This window comes from Streptomyces sp. AgN23 (genome assembly GCF_001598115.1).
In the GTDB taxonomy this organism is placed as follows: domain Bacteria; phylum Actinomycetota; class Actinomycetes; order Streptomycetales; family Streptomycetaceae; genus Streptomyces; species Streptomyces antimycoticus.
The window spans coordinates 54159-81029 of the sequence record NZ_CP007153.1; the positions used below are offsets into that span (position 1 = coordinate 54159).

General features: G+C 69.2%; 21 protein-coding genes and 1 pseudogene. 15 read left to right on the forward strand and 7 right to left on the reverse strand.

The annotated features are described in order from the left end of the window. The first annotated feature begins 60 nt into the window (after positions 1–60). Complete coding sequence (locus tag AS97_RS00290; RefSeq protein WP_210564096.1) at positions 61–1332, forward strand: alpha/beta hydrolase; 1272 nt, start codon at positions 61–63, stop codon at positions 1330–1332. 128 nt (positions 1333–1460) lie between these two features. Here the strand turns inward: AS97_RS00290 and AS97_RS00295 are convergent, their stop codons facing one another. From AS97_RS00295 to AS97_RS46590, 5 genes and pseudogenes are all read right to left on the reverse strand, one after another. Continuing rightward, positions 1461–2561: a branched-chain amino acid aminotransferase gene (locus AS97_RS00295; protein ID WP_210564097.1), complete on the reverse strand. Its 1101-nt coding sequence runs from the start codon at positions 2559–2561 to the stop codon at positions 1461–1463. A 129-nt stretch (positions 2562–2690) separates the two neighbouring features. Further along, positions 2691–3452 (reverse strand): SDR family NAD(P)-dependent oxidoreductase, encoded by a 762-nt coding sequence (locus AS97_RS00300; RefSeq protein ID WP_210564098.1) that lies wholly within the window; start codon positions 3450–3452, stop codon positions 2691–2693. A 20-nt stretch (positions 3453–3472) separates the two neighbouring features. Further along, positions 3473–4602, reverse strand: a pseudogene (locus AS97_RS00305) (acyl-CoA dehydrogenase family protein). A gap of 44 nt (positions 4603–4646) precedes the next feature. Then, positions 4647–7625, reverse strand: a complete 2979-nt coding sequence (locus tag AS97_RS00310) for an indolepyruvate ferredoxin oxidoreductase family protein (RefSeq protein ID WP_247204165.1) — start codon at positions 7623–7625, stop codon at positions 4647–4649. Positions 7626–7634: 9 nt separating this feature from the next. Next, positions 7635–8132: a hypothetical protein gene (locus tag AS97_RS46590; protein WP_247204166.1), complete on the reverse strand. Its 498-nt coding sequence runs from the start codon at positions 8130–8132 to the stop codon at positions 7635–7637. A gap of 163 nt (positions 8133–8295) precedes the next feature. On the opposite strand from AS97_RS46590, the gene AS97_RS00315 reads away from it, so the two are divergent. After that, positions 8296–8736 carry an Lrp/AsnC family transcriptional regulator gene (locus AS97_RS00315; protein WP_210564099.1) on the forward strand — a complete coding sequence of 147 codons (441 nt, stop codon included), beginning with the start codon at positions 8296–8298 and terminating at the stop codon, positions 8734–8736. Between the two features lie 150 nt (positions 8737–8886). On the opposite strand, the gene AS97_RS00320 is transcribed toward AS97_RS00315, so the two are convergent. Both AS97_RS00320 and AS97_RS00325 read right to left on the reverse strand, forming a co-directional pair. After that, the gene (locus AS97_RS00320; RefSeq protein ID WP_210564100.1) at positions 8887–10869 is read right to left on the reverse strand and encodes an ATP-binding SpoIIE family protein phosphatase; all 1983 of its coding nucleotides are present in this window, start codon (positions 10867–10869) and stop codon (positions 8887–8889) included. A 372-nt stretch (positions 10870–11241) separates the two neighbouring features. Continuing rightward, the gene (locus AS97_RS00325; RefSeq protein ID WP_210564101.1) at positions 11242–12210 is read right to left on the reverse strand and encodes a transposase; all 969 of its coding nucleotides are present in this window, start codon (positions 12208–12210) and stop codon (positions 11242–11244) included. 168 nt (positions 12211–12378) lie between these two features. Between AS97_RS00325 and AS97_RS00330 the strand changes: the two genes are divergently transcribed. The 13 genes from AS97_RS00330 to AS97_RS00385 all read left to right on the forward strand — a co-directional run bounded on the left by AS97_RS00330 (position 12379) and on the right by AS97_RS00385 (position 26845). Then, the gene (locus AS97_RS00330; RefSeq protein ID WP_247204167.1) at positions 12379–13974 is read left to right on the forward strand and encodes an ABC transporter substrate-binding protein; all 1596 of its coding nucleotides are present in this window, start codon (positions 12379–12381) and stop codon (positions 13972–13974) included. 75 nt (positions 13975–14049) lie between these two features. Beyond that, entirely contained in the window at positions 14050–15519 is a 1470-nt protein-coding gene (locus tag AS97_RS00335; protein ID WP_210564102.1) for a M14 family zinc carboxypeptidase, read from the forward strand. Then, positions 15516–16439: an ABC transporter permease gene (locus tag AS97_RS00340; RefSeq protein ID WP_210564103.1), complete on the forward strand. Its 924-nt coding sequence runs from the start codon at positions 15516–15518 to the stop codon at positions 16437–16439. The genes AS97_RS00335 and AS97_RS00340 overlap by 4 nt, the downstream gene beginning before the upstream one ends. Continuing rightward, complete coding sequence (locus AS97_RS00345; RefSeq protein ID WP_210564104.1) at positions 16432–17346, forward strand: ABC transporter permease; 915 nt, start codon at positions 16432–16434, stop codon at positions 17344–17346. The genes AS97_RS00340 and AS97_RS00345 overlap by 8 nt, the downstream gene beginning before the upstream one ends. Positions 17347–17349: 3 nt before the next feature. Further along, positions 17350–18390, forward strand: coding sequence for an ABC transporter ATP-binding protein (locus AS97_RS00350; protein WP_210564105.1), 1041 nt, complete (start codon positions 17350–17352; stop codon positions 18388–18390). Beyond that, a complete protein-coding gene (locus AS97_RS00355; RefSeq protein WP_210564106.1) occupies positions 18380–19387 on the forward strand; it encodes an oligopeptide/dipeptide ABC transporter ATP-binding protein in 1008 nt (335 codons plus the stop codon). Before AS97_RS00350 ends, AS97_RS00355 begins: the two co-directional genes overlap by 11 nt. 18 nt (positions 19388–19405) lie before the next feature. Then, complete coding sequence (locus tag AS97_RS46595; RefSeq protein WP_247204168.1) at positions 19406–20041, forward strand: FMN-binding negative transcriptional regulator; 636 nt, start codon at positions 19406–19408, stop codon at positions 20039–20041. Then, positions 20038–21567 carry an amidohydrolase gene (locus AS97_RS00360; RefSeq protein ID WP_247204169.1) on the forward strand — a complete coding sequence of 510 codons (1530 nt, stop codon included), beginning with the start codon at positions 20038–20040 and terminating at the stop codon, positions 21565–21567. Before AS97_RS46595 ends, AS97_RS00360 begins: the two co-directional genes overlap by 4 nt. A gap of 602 nt (positions 21568–22169) precedes the next feature. Beyond that, the gene (locus AS97_RS00365) at positions 22170–23411 is read left to right on the forward strand and encodes an ABC transporter substrate-binding protein (protein ID WP_210564108.1); all 1242 of its coding nucleotides are present in this window, start codon (positions 22170–22172) and stop codon (positions 23409–23411) included. 2 nt (positions 23412–23413) lie between these two features. After that, positions 23414–24148, forward strand: a complete 735-nt coding sequence (locus AS97_RS00370) for an ABC transporter ATP-binding protein (RefSeq protein ID WP_210564109.1) — start codon at positions 23414–23416, stop codon at positions 24146–24148. Further along, the gene (locus AS97_RS00375; protein ID WP_210564110.1) at positions 24148–24849 is read left to right on the forward strand and encodes an ABC transporter ATP-binding protein; all 702 of its coding nucleotides are present in this window, start codon (positions 24148–24150) and stop codon (positions 24847–24849) included. The genes AS97_RS00370 and AS97_RS00375 overlap by 1 nt, the downstream gene beginning before the upstream one ends. A gap of 11 nt (positions 24850–24860) precedes the next feature. Beyond that, the gene (locus tag AS97_RS00380) at positions 24861–25745 is read left to right on the forward strand and encodes a branched-chain amino acid ABC transporter permease (protein ID WP_210564111.1); all 885 of its coding nucleotides are present in this window, start codon (positions 24861–24863) and stop codon (positions 25743–25745) included. Continuing rightward, positions 25742–26845 (forward strand): branched-chain amino acid ABC transporter permease, encoded by a 1104-nt coding sequence (locus AS97_RS00385; RefSeq protein WP_210564112.1) that lies wholly within the window; start codon positions 25742–25744, stop codon positions 26843–26845. The genes AS97_RS00380 and AS97_RS00385 overlap by 4 nt, the downstream gene beginning before the upstream one ends. Positions 26846–26871 lie beyond the last annotated feature (26 nt).

Below are 26871 nucleotides of genomic sequence, written 5' to 3' on the forward strand. Positions count from 1 at the left end.
AGTACTTATTAGATAAGTACTTAGCAACACGGTGCTGAGTCGTGAACGAAAGGACTTGCCATGACTGTGCGTTCCGCGGGCCAAAGCTGGGCTCTGGACATCGCCCTCGCTCAAGGTGGCTTTGACGCCCTGCACCCTGCCGCTAGGGGCACCATGGAGCAGTTGGGGCACGACCACACCGACTTCGACAAGGTCTTCGCCCAGGTCAAGAGCGGCGCGATGCTGCCCAAGGCGTGGGCCACCGTCGCCGCGCAGGCCGAGGAGCGGGCCGCGCACCACGAGGCCGGCGGCTATGTGCGGACGGCCGCGGACCTCTACGCGCGGGCGGCGGTGATGTGGGGACGTGCCCAGTACTCGATCTTCGATGCGGACGACCCCCGCAAGATGGCCTTCCGCGAGCGCTGCAACCACTGCGTGGCCCGGCTCGGGGCGCTCCGTGACAACCGGGTGCGCCGGGTGGTTCTGGACTTCGAGGGCAAGAACATCTACGCCCTGTTGCACCTGCCGGTGGGGGAGGTCCGCGACGCCCCGGCCGTCCTCCTCGGTCCCGGTATGGACATGATCAAGGAGGACTACATCTACGCCGCCGAGCGCTACTACACCTCCCACGGCATCGTCGCCCTCTCGATCGAGGGGCCGGGCCAGGGCGAGTCACGCGCCAACGGTCTGACCGTGGACCTGACCAACTACGAGCGTGCGATCAGCCGCTATCTCGACTTCCTGTCCGACCTGCCGGAGGTCGATGCCCAGCGCATCGGCATGTTCGGGATCAGCATGGGCGGTTACTGGGGCTTGCGGGCGGCGGCCACCGACTCCCGGCTGGCGGCCATGGCCGGGTTCGAGGGTGTGACGGGCGACTTCGAGACGATCTTCAGCAGGGCTCAGCCGACCTTCAAGAGCAATTACATGTACATGGCTGATTACACCGACGAGGATCTCTTCGAGACCGAGCTGGCGCAGCGCATGCCGCTGGGCAACCTCGTCGCCGACATCGCCTGTCCCGTGTTCATGGGGATCGGCGAATTCGACGAGCTCACCCAGCTCGAGCAGGCGCTTGCCACCTACGAGCGCGTCCGCGCGCCCAAGGAGATGCGGGTCTATGAGAACGAGTTCCACCCGCTGGGAGGCACCGCCGCGGAGGTCTTCCGGTTCGGCGCCGAATGGCTGGAGAGGGCACTCGCGGGCGAGCTGAGCACGCCGGGCCGGGATGTGCGGCACTACGTCCACGACGACGGCCGTACTACGGATGGCACCGCGTGTCCCCGTTGGTGGCTGGGCACCACTCCTCGGCAGCTCGCCGAAGCGGCCGGTTCCGCCGCCTCGGCGAGCTGAGGGAGGGGCGGCTGGTGTGAGCGCCGATCGACGCCCACACCTCAGTCACCCCGTTACGTTCCGCCATGCCGAAGGCGTCGCTCGTGCCCGTCGCTCTCACCGGTGCGGCCGGCGTGCGTCCCGGCCGCTCAGACGCAAGGGCGCAGCCAGCCATGGAGATCGGCATCCAGGCCGGTCTGGCGGCGCAGCAGGGCTTCGCGCAGCCGCAGGGAAACGGGGCCGGGCCGGCCATCGCCGACCGTCCAGCCGGCCCCCGCGGTCTTGGCCTGTCCGACCGGAGTGATGACGGCCGCCGTGCCGCATGCGAAGACCTCGCTGATGGAACCGTTCGCGCAGCCGCTTCGCCAGTCCTGAAGGCTGATGCGGGTTTCACATGTCCGATAGCCGAGTTCGTCGGCGATCGTGAGGAGTGAGTCGCGGGTGACGCCGGCCAGGAGGGTGTCGGCGAGCTGCGGTGTGACGATGGTGGCGTCGTCTCCGCTGCCGTAGACGAAGCACAGATTCATCACTCCGACTTCCTCGATCCAGCGGCGCTCCCGCGCATCGAGCCATACGACCTGGTCGCAGCCGTGGTCGGCCGCCTCGGCCTGGGCAATCAGGGAAGCGGCGTAGTTCCCGGCGCACTTGGCGGCGCCGGTTCCGCCCGGGGCAGCGCGTACGTACTGCTCGGATACCCACACGGACACCGGCTTGGCCCCGCCGGGGAAGTAGGCGCCCGCTGGGGTGGCGATGACCATGAAACGGTAGGCGGCGGCCGGTCTCACGCCCAGCGTGTTCTCGGCGGCGAACATGAAAGGGCGCAGGTACAGGGCTTGCTCGGCGCCCTGGGGCACCCATGCCTGGTCATGCCGCACCAACAGCTCACAGGCTTCGATGAAGGTATCGACCGGCAGTTCCGGCATGGCCAGTCGGCGGGCGCTGCGCTGGAAGCGCCGGGCGTTGGCCTCCGGGCGGAAGAGGGCGGCCGTGCTGTCCGGCTGGGCGTAGGCCTTGAGCCCCTCGAAGATCGCCTGCCCGTAGTGGAGCGTCATGTTGGCCGGGTCCATGGCGAACGGTGCATAGGGCTCGAGGCGGGCGTTGTGCCAGCCGTGCTCGGTGCTCCAGTCGATGGTGACCATGTGGTCGGTGAAGTGACGGCCGAATCCGGGGGCCGCCAGGACCGCGTCGCGGTCGGCCAAGGGCCGTGGTGAGGGGTGGGGATGCTGCTCGAAGGTGATGCGGGATGTCACGAGACCGTCCTTGGAGTCGCACGGCCGGCCATAAGCCGTAGCCGTTGTCGGGGCTGGATCCTGCCCGGCCGCCCGAGCCCCGGTGCGCGGGATGCGCGACGCCGGCCCGGCGCGGATGGGGCGCGGCGGTCAGCGAGGGGCCATGCGCAGGGCCCCGTCCATCCGGACGGTTTCGCCGTTGAGGTAATCGTGCTCGGCGAGAACGGCCACCAGGCGGGCGTACTCGGCGGGGTCCGCCAGGCGTTTCGGAAAGGGCACACCGTTGGCGAGGCTGGTTCGGACCTCGTCGGAGAAGCCGGCCATCATGGGGGTGTCGACGATGCCGGGGGCGATGGTCATCACCCGGATGCCGTGATCGGCCAGGTCGCGGGCGGCGACGAGGGTGAGGCCGACGACACCGGCCTTGGACGCGGTGTACGCGGCCTGCCCCACCTGCCCCTCGAAGGCGGCGATGGAGGCGGTACTGACGATCAGGCCGCGCTGGCCGTTCTCGTCCGGTTCGGCTTCGGCGATGGCTGCCGCCGCCAGCCGCAGGACGTTGAATGTGCCGACGAGATTGATGTTGACCACGGTCTGGAACAGCTTGAGGCTGTGCGGGCCGCGGCGTCCGAGGACGCGGGCGGAAGGGGCGGTGCCCGCGCAGTTGACGGCCAGGCGGAGCGGGACGCCGTCGGCGCGGATGCGGTCCAGGGCCGCTTGCACGGGCTCTTCACGGGTGACGTCGGTGGGCAGGAGCGTCACGTTGAACGGCGGCGTACCCATGTTCTGGAGGGCGGCTTCGAGGTCCAGCCCGTAGACATGAGCGCCCCGTTGGGCGAGGAGGGCTGCCGTGGCGGCGCCCAGGCCGGAGGCGGCACCGGTCACCAGGGCGGCGCTACCGTTGATCTGCATGAGGGTCTCCCGGGTGGCGGTCAGCGGGCGAGTTGGCGGCTGATGATGAGCCGCTGGATCTGGTTGGTTCCTTCGAAGATCTGCATGATCTTGGCTTCGCGCATATAGCGCTCGACGGGGTAGTCGCGGGTGTAGCCGTGACCTGGACGGCGTCCGTGGTGACCTTCATGGCGGCGTCGGTCGCGATCAGCTTGGCGACGCTGGCCTGGCGACTGTGCGGGCGCCCTTGGTCCCGGCGGTGGGCGGCGTCCAGGTAGGTGGCGCGTGCGGAGTCGACCGCCGCGGCCATGTCGGCCAGCAGGAAGCCGAGTCCCTGGTGATCGATGATTTTGCGGCCGAAGGCGGTGCGTTCGTGGGCATAGGCGACAGCGGCGTCCAGGGCGGCCTGGGCCAGCCCGGTGGCGCAGGCGGCTATGCCCAGTCTGCCCGAGTCCAGGGCACTGAAGGCGATCTTGAGTCCCTGGCCTTCGCGGCCGATGAGCCGGTCTGGGGCGAGGATGGCGTCGTCCCAGAAGGCCGCCGTGGTGGGGATGGCGTGCAGCCCCATCTTCTCCTCGGGGCGGCCGAAGGTGAGGCCGTCGGTCTGTCCGGGTGCGAAGAAGCAGGAGATCCCCTCGCTGCCCGGACCGGTGCGGGCGAAGAGGGCGTAGAAATCCGCCCTGCCGCCATGGGTGATCCACGCCTTGGCGCCGGTGATCCGGTAGCCGTCCGGGCCCTTGTCGGCGCGGCAGGTCAGGGCCGCGGCATCGGATCCGGCCTGTGGTTCGGAGAGGCTGTAGCCGCCGATGAGGGAGCCGCTGAGGATGTCCTCCGCCCAGCGCCGACACTGGGCGGAGGTGCCGGCGCTCAGGAGAGGGAAGGCGGCGAGGCTATGAACGCTGGCGGCTACGGCGACGGCGGCCCAGTGTGCCGCCAGCTCCTCGAGGACTTGGAGGTAGACCTCGTAAGGCTGGTTACCGCCGCCGAACTCCTCCGGGTAGGGCAGGCCGAGCAGCCCGGCCTGACCCAGAAGCCCGAACAGGCCATCGGGGTAGGTCTCGGCGCGCTCGTGTTCATCGACACGGGGTGCGAGTTCCTTGTCGGCGATATCGCGGACGAGGTCGAGTAGGTCCTCGGCCTCCTGCGTGGGCAGCAGACGGTCGACAGGCATGACGGAAAGCTCCTGGCTGTGGGCGGTGAAAGGGAGCGAAGGGCTCAGGCGGACACCGCGGTCGGTTCGTCCAGCCCGGCAAGGGCCTCGCGTGCCTTCTCGCGAAAGTCGGCGATGGCCGCCAGCTTGATGCCCTCGTAGCCGCGGATGGCGTCGGTGAGCCGCACCAGGTCCTCGACCTTGGTGGCGTTGTCCGATGTCAGGTGCGTGAGAGCGTCTCGGACCAGGCGCGAGTACTCCGCGATCAGCGTGCGCTCCAGGCGGCGGGCCTTCGCGTATCCGAAGAGGTCCATCCGGGTTCCGCGCAGTCCTCGCAGGGCGTAGAGCGTCCGGAAGGCGGCGGGCGCGGTGCGCCGGAGGCGGATCTTGCGCTTCATGCCCAGGGCGCGGAGCATCGGTGGGTGCAGCATGACGGAGACGGCGGCGTCGGCACCGAACTCGTCTTCGATCTTGGCCTGCTCCACGACGTCCAGGTGCAGCCGGGCCACCTCGTACTCGTCCTTGTACGCCATGAGTTTGTGGAGTCCCTGGGCGTAGGCGATCGCGATGCGCTCGCCGGCCTCGTCGCCGGCCCGCTGTCCGGCCACGGCGGCCACCTGCCGTACCTCGTCGGCATATTGCCGCGCGTATGCCTCGTTCTGGTAGGCGATCAAGTCCGCGCTGCGCAGCGCTATGACGTCTCGCAGGCTCCCGGATCGCGCGGCGGCGTCCGCGATGGTCCGCGCCTCGGGCGTGATGTCGGGAACCTCCCGGGCGGGCGCGGCGATGGCACGCCGCACAGCCTCGGAGTCGAGGACCGCTGCCCGCCCCCAGCGGAAGGCGGCGAGGTTCTTGTCCACGGCAGCGCCGTTGAGGCGGATCGCGGCTTCGATGGACTGGTCCGTCAGGGGAACGCAGCCGTGCTGATAGGCGGCGCCGATGAGCAGCATGTTGGTCGGCATGTGGTCGCCGAACAGCGATTCGGCCAGGCCCTGGGCATCGAGGTACAGGTTCTCCTTGGAGCGGGTGACCGATTCGATCCGCTCCAGTGCGTCGTCCGGGGAGCCGGGCATGACGACCCGGTTGGTGACCATCGCGGCGGTGGGCACGATGGCGGTGTTGATGACGGCGACGGTATGACCGGGGCGGGCCACCCGCATGGTGGAGTCGGCGGCCGCCCCGAGCAGGTCGAAGCCGATGACCACGTCCGCGGTCGCGTGGGAGGCCCGCAGGGCTCCGGTCACAGGGTCTGAGGAGATCCGCACGTCGCTGACGACGGGGCCGCCCTTCTGCGCGAGTCCGGTCTGCTCCAGTCCGGCGGCGTAGCGGCCGTCGAGATGGGCCGCCATCTGCAGGATCTGTGACACGGTCACGACGCCGGTGCCGCCGATGCCGGGCATGCGCAGCAGGGTGCTGTTCCCGGACAGGGCGGGGCCGGGCGCGGTCAGTTCCACGGGCAGTCCCGGAAGGGGGCGGGAGGGCCGCTTGTCCTTCGGCTCCACGAGGAGGAAGGAGGGACAGTCGCCCTTCAGACAGCTGAAGTCCGAGTTGCAGGAGGCCCGGTGGATCTGGGTCTTGCGGCCGAACTCGGTGGCGACGGGCTGCACCGACAGACATGTGGACACGTCGCCGCAGTCACCGCAGCCCTCACAGACCCGCTGGTTGATGACCACCTTCTCGGCGGGGGTGGGGAGTTTGCCGCGCTTGCGCAGCCTGCGTTCCTCCGCGGCGCACCGGTCGTCATGGATGAGCACGGTCACGCCCTCGACGGCGGCCAGTTCCTTTTCGGCTTCGGGCAGGTCGTCGCGGTGTCGCACGGTGGCGATCGGGTCAAGGCGTATACCACGGTAGTCGGCCGGCTCGGCGGTGGTCACGATGACCTTCCGTACGCCCTCGAGGGCGAGCCAGCGGGTCAGGGCCGGCACGTCCAGGCGCCCTTCGGGGCGCTGGCCCCCGGTCATGGCGACGGCGTCGTTGTAGAGCAGCTTGTAGGTCATCGTGACGCCCGCGGCTACCGCCGCGCGAATGGCGAGCGACCCGGAGTGGTGGAAGGTGCCGTCACCGAGGTTCTGCACGAAGTGCCGGTCCTCGGTGAAGGGAGCGAGGCCGATCCACTGGGCACCCTCCCCTCCCATCTGGGTCAGCCCGATCTGGTTGCCGCGCCCCGCGCCATCCAACGCGATCATGATGTGGCAGCCGATGCCCACCCCGACGAGGGTGTCGTCGTCGGCACGGGTGGAGGCGCTGTGCGGACATCCCGAGCAGAAGTACGGCGTGCGCGCTGAAACGGTCGGCACCGCGATACGGGCCGGGGCCGGCGGCTTCATGGCGGTCAGGTGAACGGAAGCGGTGTGCGGCAGGCGGTCGGGCCCGATCCGCGTGGCCAGCGCCTTAGCCACGTCTTCGGCGCCCAGTGTGCCGCGGGCGGTCAGCAGCGGGCGGCCGTTCTCACCGCGACGGCCCACCACGGTGGGCGCGCCGGTCGTGCCGTAGAGGGCTTCCTTGAGGTGGCCTTCGAGGAAGGGCACCTTGTCCTCGACGACGAGAACCTGGTCGAGGTCGGCGGTCATGGCCACCAGTTCCTCTGCCGACAGGGGGAACGGCATCGCCAGGCGGATCAGACGGATGCCCAGGTCCTCCAGGGCGGACTCGTTGATACCGAGGTCGGCGAGGGCACGTTGCACCACGGCGTAGGAGGTCCCGGAGGCCACCAGGCCCAAGGTTGCTTGCCGGGCGCTGAAGACGATGTGGTTCAGTTTCGTCTGACGGGCGTAGTCACGTGCCAGATCCAGGCGGCGGGTGAGCATGTCGTGCTCGGCGTCCAGCGAGGCGGGACCGACGAGGGTGGGGGGCGCCCCGCGAGGGCCATCGGGGGGCGCGGGGACGTCCAGCCGCAACGCGGCGAAGTCGACGACCGCGGTGGCGTCCGCGATGTCCGCGACGATCTTCAAGCCGGTCCACAGGCCGGTGGCGCGAGACAAGGCCACAGCGTGCAGCCCGAGCTCGATGATCTCCGCCACGTTGCCGGGTGCGAGCAGGGGCATGGCCAGGCTCTAGCACATCGGCTCGCACGAACTGGGCACCGTCGAGGACTTGGCTCCGGGGTCGTCGCCGATCCAGGCCACCGCTCCGCCCAGCGCCGCGGTGCCGGCCACAGTGGAATGCCGGATCGCATCGGCTGCCCGGTCCAGCCCGGGGTTTTTGCCGTACCAGAACCCGGTCACGCCGTCGTGAAGGCGTCCGGGGACCTGCCCGAGTACCTGTGTCCCGGCCACCGCCGTCGCGGCCAGCTCTTCGTTCAGACCTGCCCGGAACACCACGCCGCCGGGATCGAGGAAGCGGCGTGCCCTGCCCATCTCCATATCGACCCCGCCCAGCGGCGAGCCCTGGTAGCCGGTCACGAACGCACGGGTGTTCAGGCCGCGTGCCTCGTCGAGGCGGCGCTGTTCGAGGGTCAGTCGCACCAGGGCCTGGATGCCTGAAATCAGTACCCGGCCGCTGCGGGCCGTGTACTTGTCGTCAAGCGATACCGCGGCAGGATCGGTGCTCATGCGCGCCTCCTCGAGGTCATGGGTCCGGGTGCCAAGGACAGCAACACCCCTCTGCGGGGCACAAGTAACTTGCGAGGAATCGCCGCTTAGAAGCAAAGTAGTTGACTAAATGGTGCTGCTGAGTAAATTTTATTGTTAACCGCTGGACGTGATGGAGATACTGATGGCAGAGATCGACGACGTCGACCGCCAGCTGCTGCGCATGCTCCACGAAGACGGGCGGCGCACCTTCTCGGACATGGCTACCGACGTGGGACTGTCGGTGGCCGCGGTCAAACGTCGTGTGGACCGGCTTCGCGAGAGTGGCGTGATCACCGGCTTCACCGTGCAGGTCGACCACACCAAGCTCGGCTGGGGCATCGAGGCATTCGTGGAGCTGTCCTACACCGGAACCACGCCGGTTGGAGAGATCGTCCGCACCGCCTACAAGGTCCCCGAGGTCCAAGCCGTCTTCACCATCGCCGGGGATCCGGACGCCCTGGTACACGTCCGCGTCCGCGACATCGAGCATCTCCAGCAGGTCATCGACAGCCTGCGTCGTGCCGGTCAGGTAACCGGGACCAAAACACTCATGGCTCTCGGTTCCTGGACGCGGAGCGCCTGATCGGCCGGTGTCCGCCAGAGGACAGGTGCCGTACGCAGAGGTGTTGCGCTTCAGTCATCAGGTCAGCCGGTCGTGCGCCCGTATGGCCCGAGTCCGGCGACAGCGCGTCGTCGTGGCTGGGTGAGCGAGCGGCGACCGCCACCGGCGGTCTCACAGCGCCGGAGGAATCTTGAGTTCGAACCAAGTGGTCTTTCCGCGACCGGTCGGCGAGCTTCCCCAGGCGGAGGCCAGGGCGTCGACGATGAGTAGCCCGCGCCCGGACTCGGCCTCCTGGTTGCCCGGTTCGTCAGGGCCGACGAAGACGACGGGGATGGGCGGATGAGGGTCGCTGTCCCGCACCTCCACGCGCAGGCGGTCCGGGTACTCCCGGAACCTGACATCCACCTCACTGTGGGCGTGGATCAAGGCGTTGGTAACAACCTCAGAAGTGAGAAGCTCCAGGTCGTCGGCGACTGTGTCGAGATCCCAGGCACGTAGCAGGTTACGCAGGGTGTCGCGTATGTATCCCACCCGTTGCAGGTCGTGGCGCTGCGCGAAGGCGCGGGCCACGCGTCGGTGAGGGCGCTCCTGCGTTCCTTCGTAGCGCAGGAGCAGCAGCGCAGCATCATCTTCGCGCAGCGCCTGCGGACGGGAGACGCCGATGAGCTGGTCGGCCACCACCTCCAGGTTCTGCGAGCTGCCTTCGGCCAGGCGGTGGGAAAGTTGCTCGACCGCGGCGTCGGCGCCCACGTGCCGGGCGTCGAGCAGACCATCGGTGTACAGCGCGATCATTTCGCCTGGTGACAGTTCGATCTCCGTCTGAGGGTAGACCGCTTCAGGATCAACCCCTAGCGGCGGGCCGGCAAGCGGGTCGGGGACCGCTGCCAGGCCGCCCCGACCACCCATGACGGGAGGGTAGTGACCTGCGCTGGCCACCATGGCGCCGCCCGTGTCCAAGTCCAGCCACAGGCAGCAGCAGGTGGCGAACAGGTCGATGTCCAGATCGGCGATCAGACGGTTGCTGCGGCTCAGCACGATGGACGGATCGTGCCCCTCGGCCGCGTAGGAGCGCACCGCGGTACGGATCTGGCCCATGATTCCAGCCGCCCGAAGGCTGTGGCCCTCGACATCCCCGATAACGAATCCGACGCCCCGGCCTGGCAGCGGGAGGACGTCGTACCAGTCGCCTCCCACGTCGGGCCCCGCGGTCGTCGGCAGATAGCGTGCGGTGATGTCGACCTCGGCCAGATGCGGCAGGCTCCGCGGCAGCAGCCCCTGCTGGAGACTTTGCGCCAGGGCGTGCTCGAGCTCGAACGCCCGGGTCTTTTCCAGGGACTGGCCCATCTGCCCCAGCATGATCATGAGGAGTGCGCGTTCCTCGAATCGCAGCCTGCGGGGCTGGTCGAAAACCAGGACGCAGCATCCAACGGCCCGTCCATCCGCGATCAGCGGCAGAAAGGCCCAAGACTGCCCCTCCTCGATCCGATCGAGGCCAGGGTACGAGGCGCGAAGATCCTCAGCCGTTTCGAAGAACATCGGGGCGATCTTCACCACTGCATCGGCTTCCGGTGTGTGCCGGGACAGCGGAAGTCCGTTCACGTGGCGCACGGCCTCTTTGGGAAAGCCGGCCGACCCAACAACGTGCAGCCGCGCGCTTTCCACCAGGCACAGCATCACCGCCCGGCCGCCCAAGGGCTGCGCCACTTGGGTCCATGCGGTCGAAACGACATCACGCGGGCGCACCGCGGCGGTCAGCTCGGAGGCGAGTTCGAGCAACTGGTAGATGAACGTACTGGCTGTGGCCGAGGAGCCGACCGCCGCCTGCCAGTCGTTCCGTGCGTCCGCCGCGGGCGCTGTCACCTTCTGGGGAGGCGGTTCGTTCACGGAGACGAACAGCGGCACGAAGGGCACCTCCATCGTGACGCCCTGTTCGCTGAGCGTCTGCAGGTCGAGCGCCAGAGAGTCCGAGACCGTTGTCAGATACTGCAACGCTTCCGCGTCGATCAGGCGCGGAGGAACCCAGCGCAGGGTTATGGAGCCGAATCTGTGCTCCGGTGTACGGAGCGGGGCGGAGGCCACGAACATGGGGAATGGTACGTACAGGACCAGCGCCGGATCATCACTGATCATCTTCTGTATGTCCGCCTCGCGCATGAGTACCCGCTCGCCCGTGCGGTGTGCCCTCGCTGAGGACCGCCAACGGTCATCCACGGGCATTCTTGGTGACACGGTGAACCCCAAGGGGCTGTCGATTGTCACAGCGGCGGCCAATTCCCGACCGTCGCCCGTCAAGAGGTAGACCGTGCTCGTACTCGCTCGCAGGCGCGAGTGAAGCCGCCGCAGCGCCGCGGCCATGACCTCGTTACGGTGCGCCGTCATCGGTCCACCCCCGGAACTACTCGCCCCAGGTGCCTTCTGTCCCATACGTACCTTCTCGGAGTGATACGCGACTCATCTATCCTCCCATATCGCCTGCTAGTGTCTGAAATGATGGAAGCTTCACTCTCGCATCGAGCCGCTTACCGGTCAGCCTCCGCCGGCGGGCTGACGGCGTGCGGCCGTCTCGACAATGGCTGAGCACCACGCGAGGTCCGCAGCGTCGCCGGGCGCCTTGGTCACGGCGTCGAGCCAGCGCTGCCAGAGGTCCGCCTTGCTCCATGCCGTGAAGCGCCGGTGCGCGGTGGAGTGCGAGACCCCGAACTGTGCGGGGAGTTGCTGCCAGCCACAGCCGGAGGTAAGGACATACACGACGGCGGTGAAGGCCGCCCGTTCGTTCGCGGAACCGGAGGGCAGCAGCGGCTCGGCCACGGCCCACAGTGCGTCCGAGACGAGATGCCGTGCCAGCACCGGGCTCAGTGTGGCGGAGCGGCGGTTGCGCATCTCCTCGTCGTCCGGCGCCGCCGGCTCCCCGGCTGCCGGGCCGTCCCCTTCCGCAGGCTCTGCCGCGTGGTCCGTCGACCGGCCGACGTTCTGGGACCGGTACTTCCGCCACCGCGCCAGCAGGTCGTGGTGGTTGCTTCTGACCCAGCGCATGTAGTCGCGCATATTGCTCAAGCGGCGGCGGGGCGCTTCCTCCTCGGGGCCGAGCAGGGTGATGGCCTGCGCCGCGAGCTGTTCCTGGCGGTCCAGATAGCGGCGTTCACCGGCGAGGAAGCTGCCCCACACATCATCGTCGACGCGGAAGTAGTGGCTGCGCCGCCCCGGCACGGCATGCCGCCTGATGAAGCCCGATTCGACCAGGCGGCGGGTCGCCAGTGAGACGGAGCCGGCGCTGACCTGGAGGGCGCTGGCCAGTTCCGCCGAAGAGACGTACGGGACATCCGTGATCATCAGGTAGGCGATGATACGGCCGTCCATCCGGCTGCTTCCGGCCGCTTCCCATACCAGCCCGATCTCCTCCACGAACGACTCCCGGCTCCAACCGCTCCCACTCTCGCGAGATCCGGTGGTGCCGTGTGTGTCGTGCGGGGTGCTGGCCGGAGCGTCACCGGGCATTGATTCCTCCGTGTAAACATTCATCTCATGCTAAAAGTTTCGCATCTTTGCATTGACATGGCATCTCAACGGCGACCAGTATCCCGGTTACGCACCCGGTGAGCATCGGGCCGTCCAACGCCCTTCCCGGGCGGGCCGAGGCGCGCCCCCCTCTCTCATGGAGTCGTCTTGCCTAGATCACCCATGTCCACAGCCTCGGCGAGCCTATCGCTGGCTCTTGTTCTCTCCCTCGTCGGTTGCTCCGGCAGCACGCAAGGCAGCAGCGGGTCGGCGAAGAACGGCCGATTCTCGATCGCCGTCGGTGAGCCCGACCATCTCACTCCGGGCCGCAGCACCGTCGGCTGGGATGAACTCCGGGTGCTCTTCGCCCCCCTGGTCAAGGTCGATCAGCAGGGCAAGGTCAGCTATGTCCAGGCGCAGTCGGTGACCTCCACCGACGCCCGGCACTGGACCATCAAGCTCCGTTCGGGCTGGACGTTCCACAACGGGGAGCCGGTGACCGCCCAGAGCTACGCCGATGCCTGGAACGCGACCGCCTACGGCCCCAATGGCTGGGCCGCCAACGGCCAGCTGGCGGGGATCGAGGGCTACGCGGCGCTGAACCCGGCCAAGGGCAAACCGAAGACCACCACCCTGTCCGGTGTGAAGGTCGTCGACGCCACCACGCTGAAGGTCACCCTCTCCAGTCCGGACAGCCAGTTTCCGCTTCAGCTCACCCCCAACCAGACCGGCTTCTACCCGATGCCGAAGGCGGCTTTCAAGGACCCCAAGGCGTACGACAAGAAGCCGATCGGCGACGGCCCCTTCAAAATGACCTCCGCCTGGACGGCCGACAAGGGCACCACGGTCACCGGCTACGCGGCGTACAAGGGCACCAAGCCGAAGTCCTCCGCCATCACCTTCAAGAGCTATACCGACCTCAACACCGCCTACACCGACGCGCTGGCGGGCAACACCGACATCATCAGCGTGCCGGTCAGCAAGTACGGCCAGGCCAAAGCCGACTTCGGGGACCGGCTGTACACCTACGAGGCGCCATCGCTGGAGTTCATGGGACTGCCCCTGTACGACAAGCGGTTCGAGGACGTGCGGTTGCGCAAGGCGCTGTCCATGGCGATCAACCGGTCCGCCGTCAACAAGGCCATCTACGGTGGCCTGTTCACCCCGGCCACCTCGCTCACCCCGCCCTCGGAGGTCGGCGCGGAGACCGGCCTCTGCGATGCCTGCGCCTACGACCCGGCCGCGGCCAAGAAGCTGCTCGCCGAAGCGGGCGGCTGGTCCGGTGAGCTCACGATCACCTACCCGGGAGGACTCGGCCTCGACGAGCTCTACAAGGCGGTCGCCAACCAGATCAGGCAGAACCTGGACCTCAGCGACGTCAAGGCCGAGCCCACCGCCGACTGGGCCGAGTTCAGCGAGAAGGTGATCGGCAAGAAGATCAGCGGGATGACGCACGCTCACTGGGGCGCCCTGTACCCGAGCATGCAGAGCACCCTGCGCGGCATCTTCACCAAGGGGGGCGGCTGCGCGTGCAGCAACTACAGCGCCACCGGTGTCGACACGCTCCTCCGGCAGGGCGACCGCGCGACGGACGCCGCCTCGGCCCGACGGCTCTACAACGACGCGCAGAAGCGGATTCTCCAGGACTTCCCCGTGATCCCGCTCTTCTACGGCAGCTACGTCTACGCCGGCACCGACCGTGTGACCGGGGTGACCGTGGGCCCGGCCGATGTCGAGCTCAGCAAGGTCTCCGTCGTCGGCTGAGCGTCCAGCACCCGCACTGCGCCCCCGCATGGCCGCATCCTTCTTTCCCCCCATACTCCGGAGATCCACACCCGTATGACAGCCACGACGTCTGAGCAGTCCGCCGCCTCCGCCCACGCGGCCTCCGCACCAGCCGATCCCGCCAGCTGGGTACGGCACGCCAGGACCGTCCCTGAGACCCACACCTACCCGGCCGTGGACGAACTGCTGGCCTCCTTCAGGGAGTTGACCGATGCCCACCCCGCCCTGGTGACCGAACGCCGGATCGGCACCTCCGCCCTCGGCGAACCGCTGTACTGCTTCACCGTATGCGACCGCCCCGCCGCCGCGGACGGCGGGGATTACGTCGTCGTCGGCGGGGTGCACCCCAACGAGCCGGTCGGTGCGGTGACCACTCTGCACCTGGCCACCGCGCTGTGCGAGGATCCGGAGCTGCGGGCACACTTCGGCGGGGCCTGGCACATCGTGCCCTGTATCGATCCGGACGGGGCCCGGCTCAACGAGGGCTGGTTCGCCACCCCCACCGACAAACAGAACTACGGACGCCACTTCTATCGGCCCGCCGGCGACCAGCAGGTCGAGTGGACCTTCCCGTTCGCGTACAAGGAGGCATGGTTCGACCGTGTCCTGCCCGAGACGCTCGCGCTGATGCGGCTGCTGGACGCCACCCAGCCGCGCTTCCTGACCACACTGCACAACTGCGAGGCGGGCGGCGTCTATTACTACATGAACCGCCCGGCCCCCGAGTTGTACGGGGTCCTGGCCGACATCCCCGCCTCGCTCGGAGTCCCGCTGGCGACCGGCGAGCCCGAAGCGGCCCACGTCCCGCTCTACGCCCCGGCCGTCTACGGCTGCATCGATATGAAGGACGCCTACGACTATCTCGAAGAACTCGGGGCTGACGCCGCCGCCAAGATCGCGGGCTCGTCCAGCGCCGCGTATTCCGAGCGCTACGGCACGTTCTACTTCGTCACCGAGGTCCCGCACTGGAGCCACCCGCACGCGGACGACAACACGCCCACCAAGGAGCGCTACGCCGACGCGGTCCGGCGCCGGGCGCGGGCCCTGGCCGAGACCGGGAAGTTTCTGGGGAGCATCCTCGACTCCGCGAGCCCGCACCTGACCATCCCGTCCCCTTTCCTGCGGGCGGTCCGCGACTTCGTACCGTCGCTCACCGAACTGGCCAGGACCGAGACGGCCCGCGCCGACAAGCTGCCCGACCGGGCCGCCACGGTCTCCGAAAGCTACGGTTGCGATGCCGGTGTGCACAGCTCCCGCCTCCGCTTCGGCGGCATGCTGCTGCGTGCCCTGCACGCCGAAGTGGTCGCCGGTATCGCCAGTCCCGAAGTGCGAAGGTGCCACCGGGAGTTGCTGGAGACCTACGAGACGTGGGAGCGCGCGGCCGCCCCGGCCACCGGCGACCCCATCCCGATCTCCACCCTGGCCGGGATCCAGTATGCCGCGCTGCTGGCTGCCGCCGACCACGCCCGCGGCTCGGCCCCCGCGCAGGGCGCGGACCGGACACGCACCGGGGACTCGGGATGACGTACCTGATACGGCGGCTGCTGGAGGCGCTGGTCGTCTTCTTCGGCATCAGCCTGGTCATCTACGCGATGACGTATGTGCTGCCCGGCGATCCCATCGCCGCGCTCGCGGGCGACCGGCCGCTGGCGCCCAGTGTGGCGCGGGCGCTGCGCGAACAGCACCACCTTGACGAGCCGTTGCTGTCCCAGTACGGCCACTACCTCGCCGGGCTGTTCCACGGCGACCTCGGCACCGACTTGGGCGGGCGTTCCGTGGCCGGGCAGATGGCCGACCGCTGGGCGGTCACCCTGAAGCTGGCCCTCACCGCCTGGGGGATCGAGGCGGTCGTCGGTATCGGACTCGGAGTGCTCGCCGGGCTGCGCCGGGGCACCTGGACGGACCGCACGGTGCTCGCGTTCACCATCGGGGCCACCTCGGTACCCGTGTTCGTCCTCGCGTACACCGCCCAGGTGGTCCTCGGTGTGAAACTGGGGCTGTTCCCGGTCGCCGGGGACACTGACGGCTGGCCGACGAGCTATCTGCTGCCGGCGCTGTGCGTCGCGGCCTTCGGGCTGGCGTCGGTGTCCCGGCTGGTCAGGGCCGAGGTGATCGAGAATCTGCGGGCCGACTACACACGCACCGCCGTCGCCAAGGGACTCAGCCAACGCCGGGTGGTCGGGATCCACGTCCTGCGCAACTCCCTGGTCCCGGCCGTCACCTACCTCGCCATCGACCTCGGCTACCTGCTTGGCGGCACCGTGATCATCGAGGGCGTCTTCAACCTCCCCGGCATCGGTCAACTGCTTTTCCAGGCCATCCGCGCCCACGCCGGGCCGACCGTGGTGGGGGTGTCGACCACCCTGATCCTGATCTTCCTTGTCGCAAGCGTCCTGGTCGACCTCCTCAACAGCCTCCTGGACCCGAGGATCCGCCATGACTGACACCGTGATCGCGCCGCCGGATGGCACCGCGCCGGCCCCCGCCTCCGGACCGGCCTCCGGAGCCGCTTCCGGCGCGGGACGCGAGCTGTTCCGCAGGCCGGTCTTCCTCCTCACCGGCGGCTGCATTTTCCTGCTGCTCCTGGTCGCCGCGGCGCCGGGGCTCTTCGCGGGCTGGTTCGGCCACGGGGATCCGACCGTCTGCGACCTCGGCCACAGCGCCGGGGGGCCGACCGCGGGCCACCCCTTCGGATACGACGTCCAGGGGTGCGACCTGTACGCCAACGTCATCCACGGAGCCGGTGCCTCGCTCGGTGTCGGCCTGCTCGCCACCGGCTGCGGCCTGGCCGTCGCGCTGGTCCTTGGCTGCCTGGCCGGGATGGCCGGGCGAATCGTGGACAGCGTGATCGCCCGGGTCACCGATGTCTTCCTCGGCTTCCCGTTCCTGCTCGGTGCGATCGTCGTACTCAACAGCGTCACCACGCGCGACGTACCGACAGTGGCCGGGGTACTGGCGCTGTTCGGCTGGCCGACCATGACCCGGGTGGTCCGGGCGTCGGTCCGCTCGGTGCGCGAAGCCGACTACGTGATGATGGCCCGTAGCCTCGGCGCGAGCCAGTGGCACATCACCGTCAGGCATATCCTGCCCAACGCCCTCACGCCGGTCCTCGTCCTCGCCACCATCACCGTCGGCGGCGTGATCGTCGCCGAGTCCGCACTGACCTTCCTCGGGGTCGGACTGCAACCCCCCTCCATTTCCTGGGGACTACAGCTTGCCGGGGCCCAGAACTCCTTCCAGACCCACCCGCACCTGCTGATCTTCCCCGGGCTGTTCCTGTCCTTCACCGTCTTCGTACTCATCACCTTCGGCGACACCGTCCGCGACGCCCTGGATCCGAGAGGCCGGTGACCCGTGCCCACGAACACCCCCGACCCGGCACCCCAGCCGGACGGCGTACCGCTCCTGGAAGTCGAGGACCTGACCGTCGATCTGCTGTCCCCGGGCGGCACCGGGCCGGCCGTCCAACGAGTCGTCCACGGAGTCTCGTTCACCCTCCGCAAAGAGGAGACCGTCGCGCTCATCGGCGAGTCCGGGTCCGGCAAGAGTATCTCCGCGATGGCCCTCATGGGGCTGCTCCCGGCCGCCACCGCCCACGTCGGCGGCAGCGCCCGCCACCGGGGCACAGACCTGCTGGCGCTGCCCCCTGACCAGCTCCGCACCCGGCGCGGCAAGCACCTCGCGTTGGTCTTCCAGGACGCCCTGTCCGCGCTCAACCCCACACTCACCGTGGGCTACCAGATCGCCGAGACCATCCGGGCCCATGAGAGCGTCGGCCGCCGCGAGGCCCGTACCCGGGCCGTCGAGCTGATGGCCCGGGTACGCATCCCCGACCCGGCCCGCCGCTACCGCGACTATCCGCACCAGTTCTCCGGCGGTATGCGCCAGCGGATCATGATCGCGATGGCGGTGGCGCTCAGCCCCGACGTCCTCATAGCCGACGAACCCACGACCGCCCTGGACGTCACGGTGCAGGCACAGATCATGGAACTGCTCGCCGAACTCCGCGAGGAGACCGGCTCCGCGCTGCTGCTGATCACCCACGACCTGGGACTCGCCGCCGGCACCGCCGACCGGGTCGCCATCATGTACGCCGGGCGCATCCTGGAGCAGGCACCGGTCCAGGAGCTCTACGACCGGCCCGCCCACCCCTATACCCGAGGACTGCTCGCCGCCGTACCCCGCCTCGACGGGGACGCCGATAACCTCACCCCCATCCCGGGAAGCCCGCCCGGCCCCGGACTGCTGAGCTCCGGCTGCCCCTTCCATCCCCGCTGCCCCGACGTCCCTGAGCGCTGCGCGACGCAGCCGCCCATGCTGCTCCCGGTCGACACCGCCCCGGCCGCACGGCTCGTCGCCTGTCACTATCCGCTGGAGGTCTCCGATGTCCGATGACGTTCCGGCCGGCGTCCCCCTGATGGAGGCCCGCGGCCTGGTCAAGCATTTCAAGGCCAATGCCCTGCCGCTCGGCGCTCGGCGCCGCGCCACGGTCAAGGCCGTCGACGGCGCCGACCTGGCCCTGAGACGGGGCTCGACCCTCGGCCTCGTGGGTGAGTCCGGATGCGGAAAGTCGACCCTCACCCGCCTCCTGATGGCCCTGGAGCGCCCGACCTCCGGCACCGTGCTCGTCGAGGGCCGGAACCTGCTCGCGCTGCCGCAGGGCGAGCTGCGCCGCCGCAGGCGCGACATCCAGCTGGTCATGCAGGACCCGTACACCTCGCTCAACCCCCGGATGACCGCGCTGGAGATCGTCCGTGAACCGCTGGACATCCACCGCGATCTGGTGCCGGGACAGGACCGCGCATCCCGGGCCCGGGAGCTGCTGGAGATGGTCGGGCTGGACCCGGGGCACGCGCACCGCCACCCCCATCAGTTCTCCGGTGGGCAGCGCCAGCGCCTCGGCATCGCCCGAGCGCTCGCCCTCCGCCCGAAGATCCTGGTCTGCGACGAGCCGGTGTCGGCGCTCGACGTGTCGGTGCAGGCGCAGATCATCAACCTCCTCAAGGAGCTGCAAAGGGAGTTCGGGCTCAGTTACCTCTTCATCGCGCACGACCTGGCCATGGTCCGGCACGTCGCCGACGAGGTCGCCGTCATGTATCTGGGGCGGATCGTCGAGCACGGCGACCGCGACACCGTCTACTCCCGCCCCGCGCATCCGTACACCCGGGCGCTGCTCTCGGCCGTCCCCGATCCGGATCCGCGACGTCGGGGCGCCACCGGCCGCATCGTCCTGCAGGGCGACCCGCCCAGCCCGACTCGGCAGCCCTCCGGGTGCGCCTTCCACACGCGCTGCTGGAAGAGCCGGGAAATCTGCGCCACGCAACCTCCGGCGCCCACCACACCGATGACCGACGGACGACGGCAGGTCTCCTGCCACTTCCCCGAAAGCTGACCGGACGGGAAAGAGCACATGCTGCAGCAGGAGATCTTCCAGGTGGACGACCCCGGGTGGATCCGTGGTCTGGCACGGGCCCACCCCTGGGCAACCCTGATCAGTCACACCGCCGGCCGTGGGCTGGTCGTCTCCCACCTGCCGGTGCTGGTGGCCGACGAGGGTGAGGACACCGAGGACGCCGTCCTCACCCTCGTCGGCCACCTCGCCAGGACCGACGCCGGGAAGCACGAACTCGGCTCCCACGAAGTCGTCGTCGTGCTACAGGGGCCGCACGGCTACATCTCACCGGTCTGGTACAAGGAGACACCTCATGTTCCGACCTGGAACTTCACGGTCCTGCACGTCCACGGTCGCCCCGAAGTCCTCGGCCCGACGGACACCTACGACGTGCTGTCCGCCACCGTCGACCACCTCGAGGACCGCTTTCCCGAGCCATGGCGGCTGGCCCAGGTAGACGCCTACGCTCACCGGATCGCTGCCGCCGTCACCGGATTCCGGTTGACCGCCACAAGGGTGACGGCCAAGGCGAAGCTCAGTCAGGACGAGCGCGAGGAGGTCGTCCTCCGCCTTGTCAGGGCCCTCGAATCCGGCCAGCCGTACGCCAGTCCCGAACTCGCCCGCACCATGCGCGACATCCGGAGGAAGCCGTGACCACCACGTCCACGTCCACCGTGGCGTCCGGCACCCAGCCGGCCACCGCCGAGCCGCTCACCCTGCGCCGTGTCCACCTCGGCGCGGGCGGACCGCTGAGCGACGTCCGTATCGAGACCGGACGCATCAAGGCCGTCTTTCCGGCAGGCGCATCACCGGACGCCGACGGACAGAGCCTCGACCTCGACGGCCGTACCCTGCTGCCAGGGCTCTGGGACTCGCATGTACACATGGTCCAGTGGGCGGGCCTACGCCGGCGGCTCGATGTCTCCCACGCCGGTTCGGCGCGGGAGGCCGCGGACGCGGCTGGCAGGCGAGCCGCCGCCCTGTCTCCCGGTGAGACGGTGATCGGCCACGGCTTCCGCGACGGACTGTGGCCCGACGCGCCCCACAAGGACCTGCTGGACGCCCTGGTCCCCGACCGCCCCGTCCTGCTGGTCAGCATGGATCTCCACTCCGCCTGGCTCAACTCGGCCGGACTCGCCCTGGTGGACCGTGGCGGCCACCCCACCGGACTGCTGCGCGAAGATGAGTGCATGCGGGCCGTGCAGCAACTCAGCGCCGCTGGACCAGAGGTGACGGACCAGTGGGTGCAGGAAGCCTGCGTCGCCGCCGCCGCGCGGGGGATCACCGGCATCGTCGACTTCGAGTACGCGGACAACATCGCGGACTGGACCCGCCGAATGAACGGCGCCACAGTGCCGCTCCGAGTGGCGGCCTCCATCTGGCCGCCGCACCTGGAAGCGGCCATCAGCCGCGGGCTCCGCACCGGTCAATCACTGGACACCCCCGGCGGACTGCTGGAGGTCGGGCCGCTCAAGCTGTTCACCGACGGTTCGCTCAACACCCGGACCGCACTGTGCCACGAGGCGTACCCGGGCACGAACCCCGGCGAGCCCGGCTCTCACGGACTGGAGATGCTGTCCCCGCAGGAGCTGGTGTCCCTGCTGCGCCGCGCCTCCTCCCACGGGATCGAACCCGCCGTACACGCGATCGGGGACCGCGCCAACGAGATGGCCCTCAACGCCTTTGAGACGGTGCGCTGCCACGGCCGGATCGAGCACGGTCAGTTGCTCGCCCCCAAGGACATCCCGCGCTTCGCCGAACTGGGCGTCACAGTGGGCATCCAGCCCACGCATGCGGTGGACGACCGGGACATCGCCGACCGGCACTGGGCGGGCCGGACCCACCGGGCCTACGCCTTCGCCGACCTGCTCGCCGCCAGGGCCGTCCTGGAACTGGGGTCCGACGCACCCGTGGCACCGCTCGACCCCTGGCTGACCGTGGCATCCGCCGTGACCCGGACCGGCGACGAGCGCCCGCCATGGCACCCGGAGCAGCGGATACCGGCGGCGGACGCCCTCGCCGGTTCGTCCCGGGGGCGGCGGCTGATTCGGGTCGGCGACCGGGCGGACCTGGTGGTGACCGACGACGATCCGCTCACCGCGGACGCCCGGACACTGCGCCAGATGCCGGTGTTCGCCACCATGCTCGCCGGGGGCTGGACCCACGGCCCGTCGCTCTGACATACGGCGCGGTGTGGTGACCTACGGCCGCATCGCGCTGTTCCGGGCAACCAGCCAACCGTTTGATCGTCCAGCACCGCCGCAGTGACCGGTGGAGGGTGTCAAAATTCGCGATTAGGCGTGTCTGAGCTGGGTCTTCCCTGTCGATGGTGAGGCGGTCAGGGTCACACGCGGCGTGGTACTCGTCGAGCAGTCCAGCAAGCACCTGGCGGCGCCTGGCCGTGCCAGCAGGCATGGGCAATGTGCGGGTCGTCGTCCGGGGCACGTAGGTTCAGACTGCGGTGAACCCGCCCGGCGTTGTAGTGCTCGGTGTCAACGGTGAGGCCCCCCTGCACGTCCCCATCGTCTCGATCCGCTCAAGCCAGCCGGAACCCGCGCCGGAGACGAGCAGCCGTTCACCCCCGCCTGAGCCGTGAACGCGGGCATCGCCACGAAAATCCATGCGTTGCAGTTTTGTATCCAATCTTGACACTGTTGTATCCGAAACATACGTTCCCTGCATTCGGAGCGGAGGGGTCGTCCTCGGCGGCCCGCCGACGGGCGGCGTCTCCCGTCGGCCGGCTTCTCACACTGCCCCCATTCCTGAGCGAAGGGCCTCCCGTATGCCACTCAAGAGACTCACCACGTGCGCGGCCACCCTGGCCCTGGCCGCCATGGCCGCCAGCGGCTGTACCGTCTCCCAGTCCTCCGGCCCGGGAACGGCCGCCGGCAATGCGTCGAAGGCCCCCGAGAACGGCATCCCCAAGGGGCCGATCACCATCGGCATGCCGATCGCACTGACCGGGGCGATCAACCTCTACGACGGTGACACCCTGATCGGTGCCCGGACCGCGGTGAAGGAGATCAACGACGCCGGTGGTGTCGACGGCCACCCGCTGAAGCTGGTCACCGCCGACACCAAGTCGGACATCGCACAGGGCGGTGCCGCCGCGCTCAAGGTCATCGCGCGCGACGCGCAGTTCATCATCCCCACCCTGGACTACAACTACGGCGGCGGTGCCGCGCGGGTCGCGATGCAGCACGACATGATCGCGGTTTCCTCCGCCGGTGACCTGCGCTTCGGCCTGAGCATCGGCAAGTACATGTTCAACCTGTACGGCGGTGCGCCAAACGAGGGCTCGGTGCTGGCCCAATTCGCCAAGCAGAAGAACTACAAGTCGGTCTACGTGCTGACCGACACCTCCATCGGGCACGAGACCTCGGTGTGCGGCGCGTTCAAGGAGGTCGCCAGGAAGCTCGGCATCGACGTCAAGCAGGGCGACACCTTCCAGCAGAGCGACACCTCGATCGCCACCCAGGTGACGTCGGTGCGCTCGGCGCAGGCCAAGGTCGACGCGGTGATGATGTGCTCGTACCCGCCTGGCGGCTCAAGCGCGCTGCGGCAGCTGCGGTCCGGCGGCATCACCAAGCCGATCCTGCTGGACCAGCCGTTCGACGGGAACATGTGGGAGAAGGCCGTGCCCAAACCCGGTGAGACCTACGTCGTCAGCCTCGGCGTGATCACCCCGGGCCAGGACAAGAACCCGGTCACCTCCAAGGTGTACAAGGCCGCCGCCGCCTACACCGGCAAGCCGCTGACGTTCGCGCAGGGCATCCTGACCGGCTACGGCGCGGTGCAGGCCATCGCCGACGGGGTGAAGGCCACCAACAGCGTCAACGGCGACAAGATCGCGCACTACTTCGAGACGTGGGACAAGCACAAGATCGGCTACGGCCCGACCACGTGGACGCCACAGTGCCACGTGGCGGCGCCGCGCCCGATGCAGATCGCCTCGATCGCGCACAACGAACTGCGGTACGTCACCGCCATCACGCCCACCACGCTGCCCTCGAAGGTCTGCTGACCGTGACCGACGAAGCGGCGACGCCGCTCCTTCAGGCACGCGAGGTCAGCGTCCGCTTCGGCGGGGTGAACGCGCTGGCCGGTGTCACGGTCGCGGTGGACGCGGGTGAGGTGGTGGGCCTCATCGGGCCGAACGGCGCCGGCAAGACCACGCTGGTCAACGTCCTTTCGGGGTTCCAACGGCCCACCTCCGGGTCGGTGCGCTTCGACGGCCGGGACGTCACCCGGTGGGCCGGACACCAGCGGGCCCGCGCGGGTCTGGTGCGCACCTTCCAGGCGGTGCGGCTGTTCCCGGCCATGACCGTCACCGAGAACCTGCAGGCCGCCGGTATCGCAGGCGGACGACCGGTGGCGGCGGCCGAGGCGCACGCCCGTGAACTGGTCAGGTCCTTCGGCCTGTCCGCCTATTCCGACGCCCCGGCCGCCGGGCTCCCGCACGGCGTGGAACGCCGGGTGGGCATCCTTCGGGTGTTGGCCACCCGTCCCCGGGTGATCCTGCTGGACGAACCCGCCGCCGGGCTCAACGAACGCGAGAGCGACATGCTGGGCCAGTCACTGCACGACATCCGCGCCGAGTACGGCGTGGGCATCTGCGTCATCGAGCACGACATGCGGCTGATCATGAGCCGGTGCGACCGCGTCCACGTGCTGGCCTCGGGCAGCACGCTGGCGGCAGGCACCCCGCAGGAGATCCGCGCTCACGAGGCCGTCATCGACGCTTACCTGGGGGCCGGGTGATGCTGACCATCTCCGGACTGCGCGTCGAATACGGCAAGGTCCCCGCCGTCCACGACCTGGATCTGCGCGTGGCGGCCGGCGAGATCGTGGCGCTGGTCGGGCCGAACGGCGCGGGCAAGACCAGCACGCTCAACGCGGTCTTCGGCCTGGCGTCGGTCACGGCCGGGACGATCGAGTTCGAGGGGCGCTCCCTGCGGGGGCGCGCGCCGGAGCAGATCGTCCGGGCGGGGATCTCCCTGGTGCCGGAGGGCCGGCACATCTTCCAGCGGCTGACTGTCGCGGAAAACCTCCAGCTGGGCCTGTCGAACCGGCGGGGCCGGGAGGCGGCGCTGCTCGACGAGGTGCTGGACCGCTTCCCGGTGCTGCGGCGCTACTACAGTGCGGGAGCGGCCGGGCTGTCCGGCGGTGAGCAGCAGCAACTGGCGATCGCTCGGGCGCTGATCGCCCGGCCGCGGCTGCTGCTGCTGGACGAGCCCTCGCTGGGGCTCGCGCCACTGGTGGTGGCGGATGTCTTCAGCGTCCTGGACGACCTGCGGGCCCAGGGCATGACCGTCCTGCTGATCGAACAGAACGCGACCCGGGCCATCGCCCTGGCGGACCGCGGCTACGTGCTGAGCGGCGGTCGGATCGCCGTCGAGGGCACCCGGGAGGAACTGATGGCACGGAGCGACTTGCACGACCTGTACCTCGGCACGGCGTGAGGTGACCTGACATGACCACTCTCATCCAGCACCTGATCGACGCCGTGACGCTGGGCAGCATCTACGCGCTGCTCGGGCTCGGCATCACCCTGGTCTTCGGCATCATGCGCCTGGTCAACTTCGCCCACGGCGAACTCGTGATGGTCGGCGCCTACGCGGCCGTCGTCATCGGGCACGGTTCGCTGCCGGTGCTGATCGCCGCGGTGATCATCCTGCCGATGCTCTTCGCCCTGTTGATGGAACGGTTCGCCTTCCGTCCGGTGCGCCGGGCGGCGGAGACGACGCTGCTCGTGACGTCGTTCGCGGTGAGTTACCTGCTGCAGAACCTGGCGATGCTGATCTTCGGGGCGACGCCCCGGAGCATCAATCTGCTGACGGCGTTCAGCGAGTCGTTCACCGCCGGGGGCCTGAGCATCCCGAAACTGGACATCGCGACGGTCACGACGGCGGCGGTGCTGTGCGCCGGGCTGACACTGTTCCTCAAGCGCACCCGGCTGGGCGTGCAGGTGCGAGCCGCCTCGGAGGACTTCAGGATGGCCCGGGTCCTGGGCGTGCGCGCCAACCGCGTGATCGCCAGTGCGTTCTGCGTCAGCGGCCTGCTGGCCGGGGTGGCGTCGTTCCTGCTCGTCTCGCAGAGCGGCACGGTGTACCCGACGATGGGCCAGACCGCGGTGCTGGCGGCGTTCATCGCCACCGTTCTCGGCGGCATGGACAGCCTGCTCGGCTCGGTGGCCGGCGCGATGATCCTCGGCCTGCTGACCGTGCTGCTGGAGTCGTACCTGCCGACCGATCTGCAGCAGTACCAGCAGGCGTTCGCCTACGTCATCGTGATCGCCGTCCTCCTGGGCCGCCCCGACGGCCTGTTCGTCCCGAAGACCTCCAGGACCAGGATATGAACCGAATCACGCGGTTGCGGCACCCGCTCGCGACGCTCGTCCCGCTGCTGGTGCTGGTGGCGCTGGCGTCCGCCTTCAGCCAGGTCTCCTCGGCGCTCGAGCAGATCGTGGTCCAGGACCTGATCCTCCTGACCGCGGTCGTGGGGTATTACATATTCGTCGGCAATTCCGGTGTGCTGTCCTTCGGTCATGTCGGTTTCATGGCGATTGGCGGATACAGCGCGGGAATCCTCACCCTCAGTCCGGAAACCCGGCAGACCGTGTTGCCGGGATTCCCGGCGACGCTCGGCGGGCTGCAGTTCACCCCGTACAGCGCAGCGCTGATCGGCGGCCTGGTCGCCGCGGTGGCGGCGGCGCTGCTGGCGGGACCGCTGATGCGGCTCACGGGCATCGCGGCGGCGCTGACCTCGTTCGCGGTACTCCAGGTGATCTACGTGGTGATCAGCCACGCCCAGGGCCTCACCGGCGGCACCGGTGGCCTGAGCAACATCGCGGAGGGCGGCGGGGTGCTGCCCGCGCTGCTGACCGCACTGGCCGCGATCGCGCTGGCCTTCGGCTACCAGCGCACCCGGTGGGGCATCTGCCTGCGGGCCTCGCGCGAGGATCCGGTCGCCGCGAACGCGATCGGCGTCCACGTGCACCGACAGCGCGGCTTCGCGTTCGTGCTGTCCGCGTTCGTCATCGGCGTGGCCGGTGGTCTGTACGGCGAGTTCCTCGGCGGCCTGACTCCGGACACGCTCTACCTCACGACCACGTTCATGCTGGTGGTCATGCTGGTGACGGGCGGTGAGAAGAGCCTGTCCGGCGCGGTGGTCGGGGCGCTGTTCGTCTCGGTGGTCACCCAGGTGCTCGACCAGGTCCAGCAGGGCTTCACCGTGGGCGGCCTGACGGTCAAGGGGCCGCTGGGGATCGCGCAGATCGGTCTCTCGGTGATCCTGCTGCTGGTGCTGATCCTGCGGCCGTCCGGGCTGACCCGCGGCCGTGAGCTGAACCTGCTGTGGCGCGGGCGGACCCGGGCGGCGGACCCCGGTGACCCGATCGGCGGCGCCGACACCGAAGCGGGCGGCGCGGGGGCGGAGACGGTGTCCAGCCTGCCCTGACCCCCGGTGGCGAAACGTCACGCTGC